Here is a 19,528-nt window from a genome sequence, read left to right as displayed (position 1 = left end):
AACAACATGATAGGAAACAAATCTGTTTTTTGATAAGATAGGTTTGAGGTGGTTTGATGAATGAAAAGACAATGAAAATCATGCAACAAGAAGTTGATGATTATATCCAACAATTTAAAACTGGTTATTTTTCCCCACTTGGCCAAATGGCTCGTTTAACAGAGGAAGTTGGAGAGCTAGCCCGAGAGGTTAATCATTATTATGGAGAAAAGCCAAAGAAAGAAACAGAGAAGCCAAAAACAGTCGAAGAAGAACTGGGAGATGTCCTAGTTGTGACGATTATCATGGCGAACTCCTTAGGGATTGATTTAACAGAGACCTTCAATCGCAATATGGCGAAGTTTAACCAACGCGATCGTTTTCGTTTCGAGCGCAAAGATGGTTTGATGGAAGGGGAGACACAATGAGATTAGAAGCTTTTCCATTAGAATTTCAAGGTGCGATGCCGATTCTGCGTAAATTGCAAGAAGCAGGGTATGAAGCTTACTATGTTGGGGGCAGCGTGCGGGATATACTACTGAATAAACCAATCCATGATGTTGACATAGCTACCAGTGCTTTTCCGGCAGAAGTAAAAGAACTGTTTCATAGGACCATCGATGTTGGAATTGATCATGGCACAGTGATGGTGATTACAAAGGAAGCCACCTACGAAGTGACGACATTTCGAACGGAGTCGACCTATCAGGATTATCGTCGTCCGGATCATGTGGAATTTGTTCGCTCGCTAAAGGAAGATTTAAAGCGTCGTGATTTTACAATTAATGCGTTAGCCGTAGGAATCGACGGGACAGTAATTGATCTGTTTGATGGACTAGAGGATTTAAGAAATAAAGTATTACGTGCAGTAGGAAATCCCTATGAACGATTTCACGAGGATGCTCTGCGGATGATGCGAGCTCTACGCTTTGTCAGCCATTTGGGCTTTACATTAGAGGCTAATACCTTCGAGGCGATTCAAGAATATCATTCACTATTAGCTAAGATATCTGTGGAACGGATCAACGTAGAATTTGTCAAACTAATGATGGGTTCCTTCAGAGAAGCAGGATTGCGTTCTTTTGTCGAATCAGAATGCTATATTTATTGTCCAGGGCTGCGTGATTACGGCACTGCGTTATTAAATTTTTCCGAGCTTCATGGGCCTGCCGTTCCAACTGAGCGGCAAGCATGGACGCTTTTAATGATCATGTTGGATATGAATATCACAGATATCCGCTACTTCATGAAGGAATGGAAATGTTCTAATCAATTGATTAGAGAAGTAACTGAGATGGTACCGGCTTTACAATTCCGTTTGAAATTTGAGTGGGATAATTGGACATTGTATCAACTTGGCAGAGAATTGGCATTGTCTGTAGAATACTTACTTTATTATTTTGATCGCGAACCAAACCTAGCAAAAATTCGTTTGCTTTATCAATTTTTGCCGATCTATTCATTGAAGGATTTAGCTTTAAAGGGGAATGAAGTGAAGGATCATTTTGATTATCCTCGTGGACCTTGGATCAGTATGACTTTAAACAAATTGGAGCAAGAAGTTGTTGAAGGGAATTTGAAAAACGAAAAAGAAGCATTACTTGCTTTTGCAGAAGATTTCTTAGAAAAGGAGATGTCATGAAAAAATTAACCCAGCTTTATCAAGTTAAAGAAGAACAAACAGCGTTAAACATGGGTTCAGGTGATTTAGAAGTGTTGGCGACCCCAGCTTTAGTAGCGATGATGGAGAATTGTGCTAAGCAACTCTTAGCACCCGAACTCTCTTCTGAGCAGACCAGTGTTGGCTTTAAAATGACGTTAAAGCATTTAGCACCGTCTGCTGTGGGAGCAGAGGTAAAAGTTGAGGCAGAAATGCTTGAAAATGAAAGAAACAAAGTGTCATTTTCCATTAAAGCCTTTGACGGAAAGCAATTGATCGGGGAAGCTGATCATCAGCGAGTGATTGTAGAAACAGCAGCTTTCCTAAAAAAAGTGAAGTGAGAGCACAACATGTGACCGTTTACTCAAGGTATGCTAAACTTGTTTTAGATTAGTAGTGAGGAGAATGTAGAATGGCAAGAGAAATGACAGCGTTAAAATTCTATTTTCGTAATGGCGAAACATGGACGATTGATCGTCGTTACATTGGCGATTTGTGGATTAAACAAATTACCACTAGCTTCGGAAGAATTCATGGGAGTGAATTTGTAGAAATTCATCCATGTGCGGGATTCAAGATCGAAATTTATCAAGAAGGCGACCATGTTCAAACAACAGATATCAACCTAGGCGGACTAGAGCTAGGAATGTTTGAACGTGCACGTAAATTCGAAGACATCGAACGGATGGATATTATTTATCGTGCAGGGCATCCTGATTCTGTGTATTTCCCTTATAAGGACAAAGACACTGAAGGTCTTGACAATGTATACCAATCAACAAAAGTTTCTGAAAAAACAAAAAGCTTATATATCGTAATTGATCCAACGAAAAATGTGGATGATGTATATGGCGATCAATTTTAAAAGATATTTAAAACAAGCATTCAATTAAGGATGCTTGTTTTTTTTTGTCACTTTTTTGTGTTGGTGTGACCAGAAAAAGAATTCCCTGAATTTCGAACTAACTTTACAATTAGTTTATCATTTGAAGCAGATTTCTAAAGAAATTACTAAGGTACCGGAATAATTTAGGGTACTTCCTTGATATATTGTTCAGGTACCTGTATTATATAAATGTAAGGTACCTGAACAAATAAGGAGAGATTATTATGGAAAATCAAATGAATGAAAAATTTATGAAACTACAACATGACTTACGACGTTATTACCATCGTCAAATGGCAAAAAATCAGAGTTACGGGCCACATCGAGGTCAAGGAAGAGTATTAGCATTATTAAAGATGAATCCAGAGATTAGTCAAAAGGATTTGACGTTCGTCCTTGGCATGCGAGCTCAATCAGTTGGAGAATTATTGCAAAAGCTAGAGGATAAAGAATTGATTACCCGCGAAGCCTCAGAACAAGATCGTCGTGTGATGATCATTCGTTTAACTGAACAAGGTCGCGAAGAAGCTGAAAAGATTTCTGATGCGCCAGATTTTGGAGAAGAGTTATTTGCTGATTTTAGCGATGAGGAGAAGGCAGAATGGACACGATTAGTTGAGAAATTAAATGAAAGGTTAAAAAATGAGTTAGGCGAAGAAAATTCAGAGGAATTCTTTGGTGGAGGTAGAGGCTTCGATGGTCCACGACCACCGCATGGACATGGTCCACACGGAAGAGGTCCGGCTCATTCACGTCACTTCTTGGATTTTGCTGATTTTAATTGGTAAGAATTAAGAAAGGCTTCGCGAACTTGCTCAGCTTTTGAGCACCAAGTAGGTACTGTTCCATATCAGCTTTGCAAGCAGTCGCTGTGTGTCTCAGCAATAAGACCAAAATATTTCTAAATATTTTTGCTTATTGCCGAAAAAACTATTTTGTGAAGCCGGATATGGATATGTCTCCTGTAAAGCGATATACTCTTCTAAAAATTTTATACTTTTTTTATAGTTGAGAAAGCCGTAAAGGAAAAATTTCCTTTACGGTCTTTTTTTGTTACAATAACGTAGAGAAATTTGAGGATGGTTTGAGATGAAAGAATTAAAAGTAACAGAGCTATACAAAACATTTGGAGATAAGACGTTATTTGATCGTATTTCCTTTTTAATTCACGAAAAAGATCGAATTGGATTGATCGGAGTCAACGGAACTGGTAAATCCAGTCTGCTAACAATTCTAGCCGGTAAAGATAGTGGAGATGGTGATGTTTCGGCAATCGAAAAAGCGAGCGATTATCGGATTGGCTACTTAGCGCAGGAACAGACTTTTACTGAAGAATTATTGGTTTTGGATGTTGTTTTTCAAGGGAATAATCCACTGATGCAGACAGTCCGTGACTATGAAAAGGCTTTACTAAACTTATCTCATGAGAATACTGCAGACCTTCAGCGACAATTTAGTCTAGCCGAAGAATCGATGAACAAGCAAGACGCTTGGACAGCTGATAGTGAAGCGAAAGCGATCTTGAACAAGTTAGGGATAGATACATTGAATAAGCGAATCGGAGAGCTTTCAGGGGGACAAATCAAGCGTGTCGCATTGGCTCAAGTTCTGATTGACGCACCAGATCTCCTATTGTTGGATGAACCAACGAACCATTTAGACTACGATGCGATTCAATGGTTGGAAAGTTATTTGAAAAGCTATACAGGCTCACTGTTGATGGTCACTCATGATCGCTATTTCTTAGATCGAGTGACAAATCGCATTTTTGAGCTTTCTTTTGGTAATCTTTATGAATATCATGGAAATTATGAAGCGTATCTAGTTGAAAAGGCTGAACGTGATCGGATCGCCATTGAACAGGAAGGTAAAAGAAAACAGCTGTACAAACAGGAACTAGCCTGGATGCGTGCGGGTGCCAAGGCTCGAACAACCAAGCAGCAGGCGCGGATCAACCGGTTTGAAGACTTGAAAGAGAATCTAAATCAAGTCAAGACCGATGGACAGCTTGAGATGAACATTGCGACGACTCGACTTGGTAAGAAGGTTTTGGAAGTAAAGCAAGCTTCGTATGCGATCGAAGGGAAAACAATTCTGGATCAGTTTGATTTACTAATTCAAACGAGGGAACGTTTAGGTATTACTGGAAAGAACGGGGCAGGAAAATCAACCTTGCTCAACCTTTTAGCTGGAAGATTACAAGTAGACAGCGGTGTTATTGAAATTGGTGAAACCGTTCGTTTGGCTTATTACACCCAACAAAATGAAACGCTTGATCCCAATAAACGAATGATCGCCTATTTGCAAGAAGCGGCGGAGGAAGTCAAGCAGCGAGACGGTTCACAAATTAGTGTAGCGGAAATATTAGAGCGTTTTTTATTTCCTCGATTTATGCATGGAACACTAATTGGAAAATTATCAGGTGGCGAAAAAAGACGACTTTATCTATTAAAATTGCTGATTCAACAACCGAATGTTTTATTACTGGATGAACCTACGAATGATTTGGATATCGCCACGTTGACAGTATTAGAGGATTATTTACAGGAATTCTCAGGCGCTGTGATTACTGTTTCTCATGATCGTTATTTTTTAGATAAGGTAGCTGAGAAATTATTGATCTTTGAAGGAGATGGGAAAATTGTTTCTTATTTTGGCTCGATTATGGAGTATCTAGATCAGCAAAAACCAGTAAAAGAGGAGAAGGCTGTTAAGGTAAAGCCTCAACCAAAAGAGCGCAAGAAGAAGCTTTCCTATAATGAACAGAAGGAATGGGAAACAATTGAAGATGATATCGCGTTGTTAGAAAATAAGATCGAGGAATTAACGGAAGCGATGAATCATCAAGGCGATGATTTTACAAAATTACAGGATTTACAAAAAGAAATTGATCAGACGGAGCAGGATCTGGATGAGAAAATGAACCGCTGGGAGTATCTGAGCGAAATTATTGAGGAAAATTAAAATTTTTTTATGTGGTAGGAGGAACGGTATGTTAATTGCAATTTGGGCGCAGGATAAAAATGGTTTGATTGGTAGAAAGAATCATTTACCATGGCACTTGCCAAATGACCTGCGATTTTTTAAAGAAACAACGATCAATCACACTTTAGTCATGGGACGGAAAACCTTCGAAGGAATGGGAGGACGACCACTACCAAATCGTCAAACGATTGTCTTAACACGAGATAAGAACTATCAGTCTAAAAATGTGGTGGTGATGCATTCTTTGGAGGAGGTCTTGGCATTTTCTCGCGAGAATGACGGAGAGACCTTTATTGCTGGTGGTTCTGCGATTTATACAGAATTTCTGCCATACTGTGAGAAAATTTATCGGACTTTTATCGAAGAAAGCTTTGAGGGCGATGCTTATTTTCCAGAAATCGAATGGAGTAAGTGGCAGCTGACGGAGCGAAATCAAGGTCAAAGGGATGAAAAGAACCCGTATGATTATTATTTTGAAACTTATCAAAGAACTGATTCGTAAAGACACGGTTCTTTCAAGAATTTTAAAGAAGTAGTTTCAACAATGATTTATTTCGTTAGTTTTGATATACTGAAATTAATTTGAAACTAGGTATGGAAAGAAGGATCAGAATGCCAAATGTTAAAATTGTAACCGACTCATCTTGTACGATTGAACAATCGGTTCGAGATGAATTAAATATTACTGTTATCCCATTGTCAGTGATGATTGACGATGTGGTCTATCCTGACGATGACGAATTAACAGGCGAGCGCTTTATGGAGATGATGGCGCAGGCTAAAAATCTACCCAAAACAAGTCAACCACCGATTGGCTATTTTGCAGAATTATATGATGAATTAGGAAAAGATGGAAGTCCTATCGTTTCGATCCATATGTCACATACCTTAAGCGGGACTGCCGAAGCAGCGCGTCAAGCAACGTTTCTTAGCGGCAGTAATGTAACAGTTATTGATTGCGGATTTATCGACCAATCACAAGCCTTTCAAGTAATTGAAGCAGCTAAGCTAGCAAAAGCGGGTGCATCGTTAGAAGAAGTTTTAGCTGGTGTTGAAAAAGTGAAAGATCACAGTAAGCTATTTATCGGTATTTCTTCACTCGATAATTTAGTTAAGGGCGGACGAATTAGTCGTGTAGCTGGAGTTATTTCCAGTGTATTAAATATGCGAGTAGTGATGGAGCTGGAAGATGGCGAATTGTTGCCGATTACGAAGGGGCGCGGCAAAAAGACATTTAGCAAATGGTTTGCGGCTTTTAAAGATGAGTTAGCAAAAGTTAATGTGAAACAAATCGGGATATCTTACGCTGGAAAGCTCGATTTTATTGACGAGGCTAAGCAAGCTTTACAAGAGATGTTCCCGGATATGCATATTCCAGTTCTGCACACAAACCCAATCGTGGCTACCCATACGGGACCTGGTGCTTTTGCTATCATGTATTATACAGATTAGATGTCCCTGCCTCTAGAGATAGAGGCGCTTTTTTTACCAAAGAGAACCTTTCTAATCAAAGGTAATCTATAGCGAGCTATGAATCAGAAGAAGGAGCAGATGAATGAAACGATTTTCAATACTACTGATTCCATTGGTAGCAGCAGTTGCTACTTTGACTATTCTTTTTTTAACTATTCCTAAAGCCGAGTCGCGAATCCGCGTAGTTCGAGATGAAAGTCAGAACTATAAGAAATCTGTTCACTTCGTTGCAGTAGGTGATTCACTGACTGAAGGAGTAGGCGATGAGACAAAACGCGGTGGATATGTACCTTTAGTGACCGATGCGCTGCAACAAAAATATGAATTGACTTCGGTTGAAAAAGACAACTATGGTGTTTCGGGCGAACGCAGTGATCAGATTTTAAAACGTGTAAAAAAGGATTCAGATTTACGAAGCAGTCTTGCCAGTGCGGATCTAATCACCATGACCGTTGGCGGGAACGATCTTTTCCAAGCCTTTCAAAAAAATCTCACCGCAAAAACAGCTAAGCAGTTCAATCGTCCAATCAAAAAATACGGCGAGTATGTGACCGATATTTTAGCTGAAATGCGAGAGCTTAATCCGAAGGCTCCAATTTATGTCGTAGGAATCTACAATCCTTATTACTTGAATTTCCCAGATATCAAGGCGATGCAGACGGTTGTAGACAATTGGAATAAAGAGACCGAGCGATTGACCAAGGAAATGTCGAATTGCTTCTTTGTTCCCGTCAATGATCTGCTTTATAAAGGAATCGCCACGAAAGATAGTGCTGAGACATCGACAAGTTTTACCTCAGAAGTGAAGAATGATGCACTATACGACGAAGATAACTTCCATCCGAATAATTTAGGCTACCAGTTGATGGCGACAGCGATTCAAGAGAAAATCGTCGATACGAAGGATTTATGGTTAACAAAGGAGCGTAATTAATGACAGAAAAGGAAGAAAACAAAGAAATCGAAGAACATAAAGATACTAAGAAAAAGGCAGAAACAAGAACAACGAAAACCGTTCATAACAAAATCAACGGTTGGAAAATCGCGTTTCTCGTATTGGTAGGCATCTTATTAGGCGGAATTATTTTCTCTACCGTCCGTATATTTACAGCCAGAGAAACAAACTTGCCACCTAGCAGTGAAACAACGGTACCAAAGGGTTCACCAGTTTTGACGATGAACACAAATAAAAAGAAATTAAACACCGTAATGGAATACTTTTTGAATGATTTGCAAAAAGGTTCGGATGTGAAATATGAGTTCTACTTGGAAAATCAAGCAATGCTAAAGGGCGAATTCAAAATATTAGGTGCAAATGTTGATTTTTATCTTTACTTTGATCCGTTTGTTATGGATAATGGCAATATTCAATTAAAAGCGCGAGATTTATCCATTGGTTCTTTAAACTTGCCAGTTAGTCAAGTAATGGCAACAGTAAAACGCGGCTATAAATTCCCTAAATGGGTAGCAATTGATCCTAAAGATCAAACGATTGTGTTGAAGTTAAACGAGTTCAAACTAGAAAATGGCATGTTTATTAAAGCGAACCACATTGATCTTGTTGGCGATGACATTCAATTTAGTCTGTATTTACCAAAAGAAAAGAAAGCCAATGATTAAACAATAAAACGCACAACAATCATCGAGGTGAATCAATTGAGAAGAAGCTTTTATCATTATATCTTGACCCAACGTGGACATAATCCCCATGATCCAGTCGAGGCATTTGCTGGAGCAGTCGCTAAGGACATTATGTTTCCTAAGCAATCGGAGGATTATCACGAGGTTGCTGATTATCTGGAATTGAGTGTCGATTATTTAGACTCGATGGATCTGTTTGATCAAGTTTGGGATAAATACTTAGAAAATAATAAATAATTCAAAAGGAAAAGTTATTGAAGGCTTTTCCTTTTTTTTCTAGCATGCTATCATGAAAAAAAGGGTGAAAGGAAAATGCGCCTTGCAGAAAAAAACGTTACCAGTATCGATTTTTGTCGTATCGATCATATGTACTATCGTGATTACTGCGGTAGTGACTCATTTTATTGAACAAAAACAAGCAATGGATAATGATTCAGTCGTTAAAATAACTCGTAATGATTTGGATGACGTTCAAGACTTGTATGATTTAATCAGTACAAATTATGTTGAAAAAGTAGACAAAGAACAGTTGATTCAAGGTGCTTTGAGAGGTATGACGGAGTCCTTGCAAGACCCTGAATCAGAGTTTCTAACCGCAAAGGAAACCAAAGAATTGAACGCGAAAGTGGCCGGAAGTTTTGAAGGCATCGGAGCAAATCTACAGTTAGAAAACCGGCTGCCCGTGATTGATCGAGTGCCAGTGAAAAATTCTCCCGCTGAAAATGCTAAATTGAAAGCCAAAGATATTATTTTGGAAGTAAACGGCAAAACAACTAAGGATAAATCACTAGATCAAATTGTAAGTATGATTCGAGGTAAAAAAGGCACACAGGTAAAATTACTGATTCAACGAGGCAGCGAACAATTTGAAGTATCGCTGGAACGAGATGTTGTTCCTGAAGATACAGTGAAGGGCAATGTTGATAAAGATAACCCGACGGTTGGCTCAATTCAAATCGATAATTTTCGTGAAACAACGGCATTAGAATTTCGCACGATTATTGAACAGCTCCGTAAAGACGGCGCGAAATCATTTGTGATCGATCTTCGTCAAAATTCTGGGGGGCTAATCGCTGAGGCAGAACGGGTTGCCAGTTATTTTTTAGATAATGGTGATACAATTGCTCAGTTTTCGAACAATAAAAAGGTGATATCAATTGACAAAGCGGGTAAAAAAATTGATCAGGGCTTCAAAGTGAAAGAACCCACTGTTTTTCTAGTTGATCAAGAGAGTTCATATGGTGCAGAATTAGTAGCAGCGGCAGTTAAGAATAAAAATTATCCGATTATCGGTGTGAATACTTTTGGAAAAGGCAGTGTTCAAACACTCAGTCCAATCGGTAAAGATAATTTCGTTCAGCTGACGATTATGAAATGGTTTGCTCCAGACGGTTCTTCTGTTGAAGGAAAGGGTGTGTCACCGACGATTGAAGCCGATTATCCTGAATACGCCAAGTTGCCTCCTATCTCCAAGCAATCAAATTGGCGTATTGGCGATACAGACGATACGATCAAAAATCTCAATACCATGCTAAAGGCTTTAGGCTATCCTACAGAGGGAGATTTGTTTAATGAAGCAACGAAGGATGCAGTAACAGAAATTCAGACGGAAAACAATTTGTCTGCAACTGGGGCATTGGATGATAAAACAGTTGATGCTATTCAAGAAAAGGTGTTTGCGCTTGTCAAATCCAATGATGTTGCTTATGCTAAAGCTATAGAAACGTTAAAAAATAACTAACAGATTCATTCTGTTGGTTTTGATTGCGAGGGGAAAAGCAATTGAAAAATTTAGTTACAAAATCACATCTATGGTTAGGTGTTAAATATCTCTTGATTTCCCTCTTTTTTGGTGTAGTTATTCGTGGATTCCTCTTGATTCCTGTTCCTGTAACTGGTAATTCGATGGATCAAACATTATCACAGGGCGATATGATTCTGATGGAGAAATTCAGTAAGGTCAAACGATTTGATGTGATTGTGTTTCAACAGGCAGATGGAACGATCTACATCAAGCGAGTGATTGGACTGCCTGGAGATGATATCCGCTATGAAAAAGATCAGCTTTATATCAATGGTGAAAAGATCGCTGAGTCGTTTTTGACGAACAACCGTAGTCATGATCACCAGGTTTCTCCTTATACAACAGATTTCAAATTGGATGAATTGATTGGGGAAAAGAAGTTACCTAAAGATGAGTATTTTGTTTTAGGAGACAATCGAAGGATTTCAAAGGATAGTCGTTCATTTGGCACAGTTCAAAGTAAAGATATTTTAGGCAAAGCCCAAGCAGTCTATTATCCACTAACCCATATTAAGATTATTTCGTAAAAGATGGAGAAATCCATCTTTTTTTCAAGCCTCAGCGTGATTAAAAAGATAATATGCGTGACTGACGAGAATAAATCCTTTTATCATTTTTCTAAGCATTCTTTGCAAATCCTGATTCAAAAAAAATTGAGAAAAGTTCTCATTTTATTCAATTGAAGTAAAATTTTTATTGAGTTACTCTTGAGATAGGAAGTCGACTCCTAATTGAAGATGAAGGAGAAAAATGTATGTATCATGCAAGTTTCAATGGAACACATTATGCAATAGGAAAAAAATGGGGAATGCTGCTCAGTAAAAATGGTAAGCAATTGTTAGATAACATACCTTTTGATATTACAAAAGAAATGAAGGAATTTGCACAGCAATGCTATCCTGTGTATGAGGAATATTATCCAGAGATCATTGAGGAAATCAAAGGTGTTGCGGATGGTCAAAAGATTAAACCAGATTCTCTCTATGCTGTTCTCTTTTCGATGTATGCACTTGTCAAAGTCACGAATTGCTCAAGCTTCGTCATTAAGAATGAGCAGTCCTTTTTACTCGGACGCAATAGTGACTTTTTGACAGAAATTGAAAAATTATATATGAATTGTTTGTATTCTTTTAAAATGTCTGATTCCTATGCATTTTCGGGTAACACGACGGCCTTTGTGGAGATGGAAGACGGTGTGAATCAAGCAGGTCTTACCATCGCCTTGACTTCCGTGTTTCCAGATCAGTTAAAGCCAGGAATCAATGTTGGAATGATTTTGCGCATGTTGTTGGAAAAATGTAAAACAGTCAAAGAAGCGCTTGAGCTTTTGAAAAGGATTCCTCGTTGTTCAGCTGGAACGTTAGTAATTGCCGATCTTTCTGGAGACGCCTGTTTGGTTGAATTTACAAATGATAAATTAGTTCATTCTACTTTGGAAAATGAAGGATTCCTTTGTGCAACGAATAGTTTTCATTTGCCAGAGCTGCTCTCAAGAAAAATAACCCTTGTCGATGATTGGTTTGCGGAAGAACGATATCAAACGTTGATGGACTATTTATCTTCTAATTTCCAACATATGGACTTGTCTGAGGCAAAGAAATTATTAGCAGGTGAGTTTGGCTTTTTATGTCAATACGATCGGAAAACGGGCAAAGATACTGTTTGGTCAGCAATTTATGATTTAAGCAATAAACGGGTTTATCGTTGCGAAGGCAATCCTAATCGGAAAAAATTTCAAGAAGATATGAGGTTTGATTTTTGATTGAGGACTATTTTTTCTTTTTGTAATGGTATACAATCACTTATCTGATTGGTGTCACTAAAATAGTTTTGAATCAATTATAAACAGGAGCAAGTACATTCATCAATTAAAATTATTAGAAGCCAGCTACTGGCTTTATATAACTTAAAAAAAGATAAAAGAAAAAAGCACTCAAGTCTGAGAGTTTTTTTCTTTTCTTTTTGAATTATTTCATTGATTCTATCCAAAAAGTGGATGTTTAAATGTGTATACAAAATAGAATCTTGTTATTTTATAAAGCGCTGATTTCCTCTTGCACTGTATGCTCTTGATTATGATTGTTCAAGTAAGTGTTGCTCTTTGTAAGTAAGTTATTATAGGAGGCCAATAAAATTGGCAGAATAGGTGCATGCAATAGGATTCAAATGATCAACAGATCGGCTAACAAAAGATTTATTGCATGAAACTTTCGACTAGACATGAATACTTTCGAGAAGAAGTGTCAAATTTTCATGTGATTAAAAACATATGGCTAGCGCTGATAAAAAAATAACTACTGCTTTTTTACACGACGAGTCGCAAATAAAAAACCACTGAACAAAGTCAGTGGGGAGGGTGTATCAAATGAAGGTCTTCAGTTTCATTGTTAAGAAAAGCTGAGAGTAGAGATCAAATGGATGCATACACCCTCCATAAATCATTTTAACACATTATAATCAAAAAATAACTTATTCTAACTTACCAAATTTCTTGAGTAGTTTCTTTTGAACTATATACCGGTTATATATTTTATGTTGTTTTTTGAAAATGTCTTTAATTATTTATTTAAATCATCATTAAAATAATTAAACTGATTAAAAGAAAATAGAAAACTGACTATAATAATCTGGATGCTTTAGCTAGAAATATGAGTAAATTTAAAGAGGTGACAATGAAGTGAAAATAAAGCTATTCATTTAGTTAGGCGTGTGTAATTGATATTTAAGCTGAGTTATAATTTCAATCTTTAGTGGACTGTAAGAAATGAAACCCTTATAATATCAACGGATAGATATTAAGTAAGAGGCATTCGTTCAGAGAAAATTTATAAAAAATTACTCTGTTGAGCCTATATCTAAAGAACGCCTAACGACTCCGAAAGGGAAAGTTGATAGGCTGAGGAGGAAATATCAACATGACGATTCAATGGTTCCCAGGGCATATGGCGAAGGCACGTCGAGAAGTTTCTGAAAAATTAAAGTTTGTAGATATTGTTTTTGAACTGATTGATGCGCGTTTGCCTTTATCCTCACGCAATCCGATGCTGGATCAAATTGTGCAGCAAAAACCGCGGTTGATTTTATTGAACAAAGCAGATTTAGCTGATCCGGCTCAAACTACTTTATGGGTAAATTATTTTCGTGAGCAAGGTCATCACGTACTGGCGTTAACAGCTAAGAATGATAAAAGTGTGAAGCAAATTGTTCCTGCTAGTAAAAAAGTATTGGCGGAAAAAATGGCTCGCGATAAGGAAAGAGGGTTAAAATCACGTGCGATTCGGGCGATGGTGCTTGGCATTCCGAATGTTGGAAAATCAACATTGCTAAATCATTTAGCAGGAAAAAAAATTGCTAGTACTGGTAACCGTCCAGGGGTCACTAAAGGGCAGCAATGGCTGCGTTTTGGTTCGCAATTAGAATTATTAGATACTCCAGGAATTTTGTGGCCTAAATTTGAAGATCCAGCAGTTGGTAAAAAGTTAGCACTAACTGGAGCGATTAAGGATGATCTTTTGCATTTAGATGATTTGGCACTTTATCTGTTAGAAGTTTTTCGCCGCTTCTATCCAATGCAATTAAAAGAACGTTATAAATTAACAGAAGACGACTTATTTATGGAGTTGCCTGAGTTATTATTGCTGATATCAGAAAAACGAGGTTTCAAAGATGATTATGAACGTACCAGTGAAATGCTGATTCTTGAATTGCGACAAGGAAAATTGGGCCGCTTCACCTTGGATCGCTACGAGGAGTTGAGTGTTTAATGGAAAAATTATCAATTAGTGCAATTAAAGCAGAGTTAAAAACAATCATTTCAGCAGATGATCATCGTTTGGCAGAATTTCGTCAGGATACACGTAAAGGTGTCCAATTGGCAATAAGCCAATGGCAAAGGCAGCAGGACAAGCAAGTTGCATTAGCGGAAAAATATCGAGAAATGTCGATTTTTGAAAATGAAAAGAAATCACAAGGTTTTCAGGCAATTTGCGGCATTGATGAAGTTGGTCGCGGACCTCTGGCTGGTCCAGTTGTAGCGGCAGCCGTGATACTGAATGATGAGCATGAAATTTTAGGTTTGAATGATTCAAAACAACTTTCGGCGCATAAACGGGAAGAGCTAGTAAAGGAAATTAAGAAGAACGCTCGGGCTATCGGCATCGGAGAAGCAACGGCCGAAGAAATTGATCAGTTGAATATTTATCAGGCGACGAAAGTTGCAATGCAAAGAGCAATTGATCAACTACAAATTACACCAGACTGTTTATTGATTGATGCAATGGTTTTAGATAATGGGTTACCCCAGGAGAAAATCATCAAAGGTGATGCCAGATCGGTTTCGATTGCGGCTGCCAGTATCATCGCGAAGGTCTATCGTGATGAGTGGATGGCTGAATACGGCGAAAGGTATCCGGCTTATGGTTTTGCTAAAAATGCTGGATATGGAACTAGAGAACATCTACAAGCAATTGAAGAACAAGGTATTTTACCGATACATCGCAAAACATTTGCACCAATTAAAAATTTATACTAAAGAAAATCCTTCTTTTTTTTGTATCTTTTTGATAAAGAAACTGAAAAGAGGGATTTTTTTGAAGAACGAATTTTTGCTACGATTGAGTTTAGTCAAGGGAGTAGGGGCTTTTGGAAAACAGCGGATTTATCAGTTTGCGAAAAAGCATCAATGGTGGGAGTTGAATGGATTAGACATTAGGCTTACGGCTCAGACAACGAAGAAAAATGATTGGGATGAATGGCCGAAGGAACGGCTTCAAGAAATTGAAAGCACGCACCAATATATCACGATTGAAGATCAGGCTTATCCAGAAACATTGCGACAGGTTTCTACGCCACCATTGGTCTTGTTTTACAAAGGGAATTTAGCATTACTAGAAAGAGAAAAGCTGGCGATTGTTGGTGCTAGAGAAGCGACGGAATACGGGTATCATGTCCTGCAGAAAATAATGCCTGAGCTTACGAAACGCGGTTTTGTGATTGTCAGCGGTTTGGCTAAAGGAATCGACAGCTTTGCTCATCAATTTTCTATCAGTAATCAGGGGAAAACCATTGGTGTAGTAGGTACAGGTCTAGATATTTGTTATCCTAAATCTAGTGGCAATTTACAAATTGAAATGAGTCAGCATCATTTAGTTTTAAGTGAATATCCTAATGGTACAAAGCCTGCGAAGTTTCATTTTCCAATGCGCAATCGCATCATCGCCGGATTAAGTAGTGGTGTGCTTGTGGTAGAAGCAAAGAGACGCAGTGGTTCGTTAATTACTGCTCAACAGGCGTTGGATTATGGCAAAGATGTTTTTGCGGTTCCTGGATCAATTTTGGATGAGCGTTCCAGTGGCTGTCATCAGTTGATTCAAGACGGTGCAATCTGTGTTGAAAAAACACAAGATATTTTTGATTCCTACGATTTATGGAATAAAATTCATTAGCCGTGACTTGACAAACAAAATTTGAATAGCGTATTATAGGCTACGATTTGTCAGTAGTTACCGATATATAATAGTAGAAAAAATTGAGGAGGCAAAAACATTTGGCCTATAAATACCTAGTTATCGTGGAATCACCAGCAAAAGCAAAGACGATCGAAAAATATTTGGGAAGAAACTATAAGGTCGTAGCAAGCGTTGGACATGTACGGGACTTACCCAAAAGTAAGATGGGGATTGATGTTGAAAATAATTATGAACCCCACTATATTTCTATTCGAGGCAAGGGCGATGTTATCAAAAGTTTGAAACAAGCGGCTAAAAAAGCGCAAAAAGTTTATCTTGCAAGTGACCCGGATAGAGAAGGAGAAGCTATCGCGTGGCATCTCTCTTATTTATTAGGATTGGACTTAAAGGATAAGAATCGTGTTGTATTCAATGAAATTACCAAGGATGCAGTAAAGGCAGCCTTTAAAGAACCTCGTTCCATAGATGTTTCGCTAGTAGATGCACAGCAAGCACGTCGGGCATTGGATCGCCTTGTTGGTTACTCCATTTCACCGATTTTATGGAAAAAAATCAAAAAAGGTTTGAGCGCTGGTCGTGTTCAGTCGATCGCCTTAAAAATGATTATTGATCGTGAACAAGAAATTCGTGATTTTGTGCCAGAAGAATACTGGAGCATTGATGGAAACTTCAAGAAGAAAACCAAGAAGTTCAAAGCGAATTTCTGGGGTGTCGATGGCAAGAAGAAAAAATTGCCAAATGCCGAAGCAGTGAAGGAAGTTACAGCTAGAATTGACGGCAAGGACTTTGAAGTGACTAAAGTTGAGAAAAAGGAACGCAAAAGAAATCCGGCATTGCCATTTACCACGAGTAATATGCAACAGGAATCTGCTCGTAAGTTGAACTTCCGTACTAGAAAAACCATGATGGTAGCACAGCAATTGTATGAAGGGATCGCTCTTGGGAAACAAGGCACAGTTGGTCTGATTACCTATATGCGTACAGATTCGACTCGGATCTCGGATACAGCAAAAGCTGAAGCAGCTGAGTTCATTGAAGAAAAATATGGTAAAGAGTATTCGCAGCATCATGCCCGTAAAGCGAAAAATCCTCAAGGGGCTCAAGACGCTCATGAGGCAATCCGTCCGACAAGTGTACGACGGACACCTGAAGAAATGAAGCAATATTTAGACAAGGATCAATTAAAGTTATACACCTTAATTTGGTCACGCTTTGTTGCTAGCCAAATGGCTGCAGCGATTCTTGATACGATGAAAGTGACATTGGAACAAAACGGCGTCATCTTTATCGCCAACGGGTCGAAAATCAAGTTCAAAGGATTCATGCAGGTATATATTGAAGGCCGTGATGACGGAAAAGAAGACAAAGAAAATATTTTACCTGAACTTGAAAAGGGCGAAGTTGTTCAATCTGTTAATATTGAAAATAAACAGCATTTCACTCAGCCGCCTGCACGATTTAGTGAAGCAACACTGATCAAAACATTGGAAGAAAACGGAGTTGGTCGTCCGTCAACTTATGCGCCAACCTTAGATACAATCCAACGTCGTTATTATGTGAAATTAACGCAACGGCGTTTTGAACCAACAGAGCTTGGCGAGATTGTCAATAATCTGATCGTTGATTTCTTCCCGCAAATCGTGGACGTCAACTTTACAGCAGAAATGGAAAACGATTTGGATAAGGTGGAAGAAGGCAAGGAAGAATGGACAACCGTTGTGGATCGTTTCTATAAACCTTTTGCTGTTGAACTGGAAAAAGCTGAAGAAGGTATTGAAAAAATTCAGATCAAAGACGAGCCAGCGGGGTTCGATTGCGATGTCTGTGGACATCCAATGGTGATCAAATTGGGACGTTATGGGAAATTTTATGCCTGTAGCAACTTTCCGGATTGTCGCAACACTAAACCAATCATTAAAGAAATCGGTGTTGAATGCCCTGTTTGTCACAAGGGACAAGTGGTTGAACGGAAATCCAAGAAGAATCGCTTGTTCTACGGATGTTCACGGTACCCAGACTGTGACTTTACTTCTTGGGATAAACCAATTGGCCGGACATGTCCGAAAGACGGCGGTTATCTAGTTGAGAAGAAAGTCAAAGGCGGGAAACAGGTTGTCTGTGTGAATGGTGATTACGAAGAAAAAGTACAAAAATAAGTGATACTAAGTGAGGATTAAATGGTAAAAACAGTGAATGTTGTCGGAGCGGGTCTTGCTGGAAGCGAAGCCGCTTGGCAGTTAGCAGAAGCAGGGGTTCCAGTGAATTTATATGAGATGCGCCCGGTGAAATCAACAGCAGCACACCACACGGCTGATTTTGCGGAGCTTGTGTGCAGCAACTCCTTACGAGGAAATGGATTGACGAATGCGGTGGGTGTTCTGAAGGAAGAAATGCGTCGCTTGAATTCTTTAGTCATCAGCTCTGCGGACGAAACGGCGGTACCAGCGGGTGGTGCGCTTGCAGTGGACCGAAATGATTTTTCTGGTTTGATTACACAAAAGTTGAAAGCTCATCCATTGGTGACGGTTATTTCAGAAGAAATTATAAAAATTCCTAAAGGGATTACCATCATCGCGACTGGCCCTTTGACCTCAGAAGCTTTAGCAGAAGAAATAGCGGAATATAATGGTTCCCATGGTTTTTATTTTTATGATGCAGCAGCCCCCATCATCGATAGCTCCACTATTGATCGTGATAAGGTCTATTTGAAGTCTCGTTACGACAAGGGGGAAGCCGCATATCTGAATTGTCCGATGACTGAAGAAGAGTTCATGCGTTTTTATGAAGCATTAATCACTGCGGAGATTGCTCCACAAAAAGAATTTGAGAAAGAAAAATTTTTTGAAGGCTGTATGCCGATCGAGGTTATGGCTAAGCGGGGAATCAAGACGATGTTGTTTGGTCCAATGAAGCCAGTGGGATTAGAAGATCCAAAAACGGGAAAACGTCCGTATGCTGTAATTCAACTACGTCAGGATAACGCAGCTGCATCAATGTACAATATGGTTGGCTTTCAAACGCATTTAAAATGGGGCGAACAAAAACGGGTCTTCCAGATGATTCCCGGCCTAGAGAATGCTGAATTTCTGCGTTATGGAGTGATGCATCGCAACAGCTTCATGAATTCACCAGAGCTTTTAAGACCTACTTATCAAAGTAAAAAGTGTGATGATTTATTCTTTGCGGGTCAAATGACAGGCGTGGAAGGATATGTCGAAAGTGCGGGTAGCGGGTTAGTCGCTGGTATAAATGCGGCTCGATTGGCGAAGGGTGAAGAATTGATCGAATTTCCTCGTGAAACGGCGATTGGCTCGATGGCCTATTACATTACTCATGCAGAAGGCAAGCATTTCCAACCAATGAATGCAAACTTTGGGTTATTTCCTAGTCTTCCAGAACGAGTTCGCGATAAAAAATTGCGCTATGAAACACTGGCAGAGCGTGCTTTGAGCGCTCTCGCTGAAATGAATATTTAGAAAAATTTCCGTTGCTTCGGCAATGGGAATTTTTTATTTTGACAAAATAAATCGGATTCATGTTTGAATTGAAGGCAATTATGAAATATCTGTAAAGAATTGTTAGTATATTCGTGAAAAGTCAATAAATTCTGACAATTCAATTGTAATTAAAAA

19 protein-coding genes are annotated in these 19,528 nt (G+C 38.7%); all 19 read left to right on the top strand.

Annotated features, from left to right (window positions below; translation table 11 throughout):
- The first annotated feature begins 56 nt into the window (after positions 1-56).
- The 19 genes from IGI52_RS06165 (at position 57) to trmFO (ending at position 19,372) form a co-directional block, all read left to right on the top strand.
- Positions 57-407, top strand: a complete 351-nt coding sequence (locus tag IGI52_RS06165) for a nucleotide pyrophosphohydrolase (protein WP_438780745.1) — start codon at positions 57-59, stop codon at positions 405-407.
- Complete coding sequence (locus IGI52_RS06160) at positions 404-1,621, top strand: CCA tRNA nucleotidyltransferase (RefSeq protein ID WP_048718270.1); 1,218 nt, start codon at positions 404-406, stop codon at positions 1,619-1,621. Before IGI52_RS06165 ends, IGI52_RS06160 begins: the two co-directional genes overlap by 4 nt.
- Positions 1,618-1,980: a thioesterase family protein gene (locus IGI52_RS06155; RefSeq protein WP_048718268.1), complete on the top strand. Its 363-nt coding sequence runs from the start codon at positions 1,618-1,620 to the stop codon at positions 1,978-1,980. The genes IGI52_RS06160 and IGI52_RS06155 overlap by 4 nt, the downstream gene beginning before the upstream one ends.
- A gap of 71 nt (positions 1,981-2,051) precedes the next feature.
- A complete protein-coding gene (locus tag IGI52_RS06150) occupies positions 2,052-2,504 on the top strand; it encodes a hypothetical protein (protein ID WP_048718266.1) in 453 nt (150 codons plus the stop codon).
- Positions 2,505-2,749: 245 nt separating this feature from the next.
- On the top strand, positions 2,750-3,313 hold the full coding sequence (locus IGI52_RS06145; protein ID WP_438780744.1) for a MarR family winged helix-turn-helix transcriptional regulator: 564 nt from the start codon (positions 2,750-2,752) through the stop codon (positions 3,311-3,313).
- A 301-nt stretch (positions 3,314-3,614) separates the two neighbouring features.
- Positions 3,615-5,489 carry an ABC-F family ATP-binding cassette domain-containing protein gene (locus IGI52_RS06140; RefSeq protein ID WP_438780743.1) on the top strand — a complete coding sequence of 625 codons (1,875 nt, stop codon included), beginning with the start codon at positions 3,615-3,617 and terminating at the stop codon, positions 5,487-5,489.
- 28 nt (positions 5,490-5,517) lie between these two features.
- Positions 5,518-6,012 (top strand): dihydrofolate reductase, encoded by a 495-nt coding sequence (locus tag IGI52_RS06135; RefSeq protein WP_102871333.1) that lies wholly within the window; start codon positions 5,518-5,520, stop codon positions 6,010-6,012.
- 110 nt (positions 6,013-6,122) lie between these two features.
- Positions 6,123-6,962, top strand: a complete 840-nt coding sequence (locus IGI52_RS06130) for a DegV family protein (protein WP_102871332.1) — start codon at positions 6,123-6,125, stop codon at positions 6,960-6,962.
- Between the two features lie 103 nt (positions 6,963-7,065).
- Entirely contained in the window at positions 7,066-7,917 is an 852-nt protein-coding gene (locus IGI52_RS06125) for an SGNH/GDSL hydrolase family protein (protein WP_438780742.1), read from the top strand.
- A complete protein-coding gene (locus tag IGI52_RS06120) occupies positions 7,917-8,603 on the top strand; it encodes a YpmS family protein (protein WP_016179964.1) in 687 nt (228 codons plus the stop codon). The genes IGI52_RS06125 and IGI52_RS06120 overlap by 1 nt, the downstream gene beginning before the upstream one ends.
- Before the next feature lie 36 nt (positions 8,604-8,639).
- Entirely contained in the window at positions 8,640-8,861 is a 222-nt protein-coding gene (locus IGI52_RS06115) for a YozE family protein (protein ID WP_048720470.1), read from the top strand.
- Between the two features lie 82 nt (positions 8,862-8,943).
- Positions 8,944-10,365 (top strand): S41 family peptidase, encoded by a 1,422-nt coding sequence (locus IGI52_RS06110; protein ID WP_118368149.1) that lies wholly within the window; start codon positions 8,944-8,946, stop codon positions 10,363-10,365.
- Positions 10,366-10,406: 41 nt separating this feature from the next.
- Positions 10,407-10,955 (top strand): signal peptidase I, encoded by a 549-nt coding sequence (gene lepB / locus IGI52_RS06105; RefSeq protein ID WP_016179967.1) that lies wholly within the window; start codon positions 10,407-10,409, stop codon positions 10,953-10,955.
- A gap of 227 nt (positions 10,956-11,182) precedes the next feature.
- On the top strand, positions 11,183-12,190 hold the full coding sequence (locus tag IGI52_RS06100) for a C45 family autoproteolytic acyltransferase/hydolase (RefSeq protein WP_438780741.1): 1,008 nt from the start codon (positions 11,183-11,185) through the stop codon (positions 12,188-12,190).
- A gap of 1,153 nt (positions 12,191-13,343) precedes the next feature.
- A complete protein-coding gene (ylqF, locus tag IGI52_RS06095; RefSeq protein ID WP_438780740.1) occupies positions 13,344-14,192 on the top strand; it encodes a ribosome biogenesis GTPase YlqF in 849 nt (282 codons plus the stop codon).
- On the top strand, positions 14,192-14,959 hold the full coding sequence (locus IGI52_RS06090) for a ribonuclease HII (protein ID WP_016179970.1): 768 nt from the start codon (positions 14,192-14,194) through the stop codon (positions 14,957-14,959). Before ylqF ends, IGI52_RS06090 begins: the two co-directional genes overlap by 1 nt.
- Before the next feature lie 58 nt (positions 14,960-15,017).
- A complete protein-coding gene (gene dprA, locus IGI52_RS06085; protein WP_438780739.1) occupies positions 15,018-15,872 on the top strand; it encodes a DNA-processing protein DprA in 855 nt (284 codons plus the stop codon).
- Between the two features lie 101 nt (positions 15,873-15,973).
- Complete coding sequence (gene topA, locus IGI52_RS06080; protein WP_438780738.1) at positions 15,974-18,052, top strand: type I DNA topoisomerase; 2,079 nt, start codon at positions 15,974-15,976, stop codon at positions 18,050-18,052.
- Between the two features lie 21 nt (positions 18,053-18,073).
- The gene (gene trmFO, locus IGI52_RS06075) at positions 18,074-19,372 is read left to right on the top strand and encodes an FADH(2)-oxidizing methylenetetrahydrofolate--tRNA-(uracil(54)-C(5))-methyltransferase TrmFO (protein ID WP_438780737.1); all 1,299 of its coding nucleotides are present in this window, start codon (positions 18,074-18,076) and stop codon (positions 19,370-19,372) included.
- Positions 19,373-19,528 lie beyond the last annotated feature (156 nt).

This window comes from Enterococcus sp. DIV0187 (assembly GCF_051713785.1).
Classification (GTDB): Bacteria; Bacillota; Bacilli; order Lactobacillales; family Enterococcaceae; genus Enterococcus_A; species Enterococcus_A avium.
The sequence above is the reverse complement of the archived record's forward strand: the minus strand, read 5'-3'. Positions and strand labels throughout refer to the sequence as shown.

What these genes read in the sequence shown, in the direction of transcription:
- trmFO (WP_438780737.1), top strand. Translation starts at nt 18,074, where the DNA reads ATGGTAAAAACAGTGAATGTTGTCGGAGCGGGTCTTGCTGGAAGCGAA.
- IGI52_RS06165 (WP_438780745.1), top strand. Translation starts at nt 57, where the DNA reads ATGAATGAAAAGACAATGAAAATCATGCAACAAGAAGTTGATGATTAT.
- IGI52_RS06145 (WP_438780744.1), top strand. Translation starts at nt 2,750, where the DNA reads ATGGAAAATCAAATGAATGAAAAATTTATGAAACTACAACATGACTTA.
- IGI52_RS06120 (WP_016179964.1), top strand. Translation starts at nt 7,917, where the DNA reads ATGACAGAAAAGGAAGAAAACAAAGAAATCGAAGAACATAAAGATACT.
- IGI52_RS06090 (WP_016179970.1), top strand. Translation starts at nt 14,192, where the DNA reads ATGGAAAAATTATCAATTAGTGCAATTAAAGCAGAGTTAAAAACAATC.
- IGI52_RS06140 (WP_438780743.1), top strand. Translation starts at nt 3,615, where the DNA reads ATGAAAGAATTAAAAGTAACAGAGCTATACAAAACATTTGGAGATAAG.
- IGI52_RS06100 (WP_438780741.1), top strand. Translation starts at nt 11,183, where the DNA reads ATGTATCATGCAAGTTTCAATGGAACACATTATGCAATAGGAAAAAAA.
- IGI52_RS06160 (WP_048718270.1), top strand. Translation starts at nt 404, where the DNA reads ATGAGATTAGAAGCTTTTCCATTAGAATTTCAAGGTGCGATGCCGATT.
- ylqF (WP_438780740.1), top strand. Translation starts at nt 13,344, where the DNA reads ATGACGATTCAATGGTTCCCAGGGCATATGGCGAAGGCACGTCGAGAA.
- IGI52_RS06135 (WP_102871333.1), top strand. Translation starts at nt 5,518, where the DNA reads ATGTTAATTGCAATTTGGGCGCAGGATAAAAATGGTTTGATTGGTAGA.
- IGI52_RS06130 (WP_102871332.1), top strand. Translation starts at nt 6,123, where the DNA reads ATGCCAAATGTTAAAATTGTAACCGACTCATCTTGTACGATTGAACAA.
- IGI52_RS06150 (WP_048718266.1), top strand. Translation starts at nt 2,052, where the DNA reads ATGGCAAGAGAAATGACAGCGTTAAAATTCTATTTTCGTAATGGCGAA.
- IGI52_RS06155 (WP_048718268.1), top strand. Translation starts at nt 1,618, where the DNA reads ATGAAAAAATTAACCCAGCTTTATCAAGTTAAAGAAGAACAAACAGCG.
- IGI52_RS06125 (WP_438780742.1), top strand. Translation starts at nt 7,066, where the DNA reads ATGAAACGATTTTCAATACTACTGATTCCATTGGTAGCAGCAGTTGCT.